The sequence below is a fragment of the Streptomyces sp. NPDC005574 genome, assembly GCF_040605435.1.
Taxonomy (GTDB): domain Bacteria; phylum Actinomycetota; class Actinomycetes; order Streptomycetales; family Streptomycetaceae; genus Streptomyces.
Genome location: NZ_JBEXCW010000245.1, coordinates 1 through 2,670, shown reverse-complemented (window position 1 = coordinate 2,670; position 2,670 = coordinate 1). Strand labels below are relative to the sequence as shown.

Below are 2,670 nucleotides of genomic sequence, written 5' to 3'. Positions count from 1 at the left end.
GCCAGCTCTACTCCACACTGCTGGGCATCACACACATAAGCATCGACGACGACTTCTTCGCCCTGGGCGGCCATTCGCTGCTCGCCACCAAACTCGCCGCCCTGATCCGTTCCGCGTTCGGTGTGGACGTGACAGTGCGGGATGTCTTCGCCACTCCGACGCCGTTCCGTCTTGCCGCGCTCCTGGAATCGGCCCCGGCTTCCCAGCGGCCGACGCTGCGGCCGATGCCCGGTCTCAGCGACGTTCCTCTGTCTTTCGCCCAGCAGCGCCTGTGGATTCTCAACCAGATGATGGGTTCCAACGCCACCTACAACCTGCCGTTCGCGATCACCCTCACTGGCCGTCTGGACGTCGAGGCACTGGGGTCCGCGCTGACCGACCTGTTCCAACGGCACGAGGCGCTGCGCACGGTGTGCATCCAGGTGAACGGCGAACCCCGGCAGCGGATCCTGCCCGCAACTCCGGTGGACCTGACCGTCGAGCACGTCGGTGAGCAGGAACTGCTGGCAGCTCATTCCCGCGCGGCAGACCACGTCTTCGACCTGGCGCACTCGCCGGTGTCGCTGCAGCTGGTGCGCACCGAGCCCGACGAGCATGTCCTGCTGCTGACCCTCCATCACATCGCAGCGGACGGATGGTCGATGAACCCGCTGCTGCGAGACCTGGCCACGGCCTACACGGCTCGCAGGGCCGGCCACGCCCCAGGCTGGGTCCCGCTGCCCGTCCAGTACGCCGACTACGCACGCTGGCACCGGGAGATGCTGGGATCCTCCGACGACCCGGAATCCCCGCTCGGCCATCAACTGTCCTACTGGCGAGAAACGCTGGATGGCGCACCGCCCGAACTCACCCTCCCCTACGACCATCCCCGCCCCGCCGCCGCATCCCACCGTGCCCACGAAGTGCCGCTGGCCATCGACGCCGCACTGCACGAACGGTTGCAGTACGTGGCGCGTGAAACGGGCACCACCGTCTTCATGGTCCTGCACGCAGCCCTGACGGTCCTGCTGCACCGCATCGGTGCCGGTGCGGACATCTGCGTGGGCAGCCCGATCTCGGCTCGCACCGACGAGGCGCTCACCGATCTGGTCGGGTTCTTCGTCAACACCCTGGTGCTCCGCACCGACCTCTCCGGCGATCCGACGTTCCACGACCTGCTCACGCGGGTGAAGGACACCGACTTGGACGCCTTCGGCCACCAGGACGTTCCCTTCGACCAGCTGGTTGAGCAACTCGCCCCCGATCGGTCCGCGTCGCAGCATCCGCTGTTCCAGGTGATGCTCGTACTCAACCCGGCGATCCCCATGCCGAGCCTGCCCGGCCTCGACTGCCAGATTCGGCTCCTGCATCTCAACTCGACGCAGTTCGACCTGACCGTGAACCTCACGGAGAGCCGATCTGCCGATGGCCGCCCCGCCGGAATGACGGGTGCGATCGTGTACGCACGCGATCTGTTCGAGCAGGACACCGTTCAGACGCTGGTCGAGCAGTTCCTACGTGTCCTTGAGACGGTGGTCAGTCGGCCGGAGACCCGCATCGGGCAGTTCGACCTTCTGCCGGCCGCAGTTCGAAAGCGCATCCTGGTGGACTGGAACGCCACCGCCGAGGAGCTGCCGGCGGCGACCCTGCCCGACCTGTTCGCGACGCAGGTGGCCCGGACCCCGGCCGCGCTCGCCTTGATCGCGGACGGGGTCGAGGTGACCTATGCCGAGCTGGACGCCATGTCCGACCGGCTCGCACACGTCTTGGCGGGCCGCGGCATCGGGGCCGAAGACATCGTTGCCGTGTCGATGCCGCCCTCGCTGGAGTGGATCACCGCCGTGCTGGCGGTGGCCAAGACGGGAGCGGTCTACCTACCGGTCGACCCCGCCTACCCCCATCAGCGAATCGAGTACATTCTCGGCAACAGCAAACCCGCCCTGCTGATCACAGTGGCGAACCTGGAGCAAACCCTGCCCTGCGTAGCGATACCCCGGATGTCGCTGGACTCTCTCGACCAGGCCGCCGATCCGGGGCCTGGGGAACCGTTCACCACGGCTGACCGGGTACGGCCACTGTCGGAGGCCAACGCGGCGTACCTCATTTACACCTCCGGCTCGACCGGTCTGCCCAAGGCCGTCGCGGTCAGCCACACCGGATTGACCAGTCTGGTGTCACACCAGGCCCGGATCTTCCGGACCGGCCCCGGCAGTCGGGTCCTGCAGTTCGTGTCTCTCAGCTTCGACCCGTCCATCCTCGACCTGTGCGGTGCGTTGCTGACCGGGGCGACCCTGGTCGTGGTCCGCGCCGAGGATCTGGTCGTGGGGCAGCCGCTGGTGAACACCATCGCCCGGTACGAGGTCACCACCGCGGTGATTCCCCCCGCGGCACTGGCAGTTCTACCGCAGGGGTCGCTGCCCACGGTGCGCACACTGATCGTCGGCGGAGACTCCTGCCCACCGGAACTGGTGGCCCGATGGTGCAGTGACCGCCGCATGATCAACGCCTATGGTCCGACGGAGAGCACAGTGGCCGCGACCATGTCCGGACCTCTGCGCGCGGACGGAGCCGTGCCGCCGATCGGCTCACCGGTCGCCAATACGCGCGTGTATGTGCTGGACGGGTATCTGCAACCGGTGGCGTCTGGGGTGGTCGGTGAGCTGTATGTCGCGGGAGCGGGTCTGGCGCGCG

General features: G+C 67.5%; 1 protein-coding gene. It reads left to right on the top strand.

Annotated elements, in window-relative coordinates:
- Positions 1 to 2,670: condensation domain-containing protein (locus tag ABZT03_RS43655; protein WP_356049801.1), on the top strand; the 2,670-nt coding region annotated here is incomplete at both ends.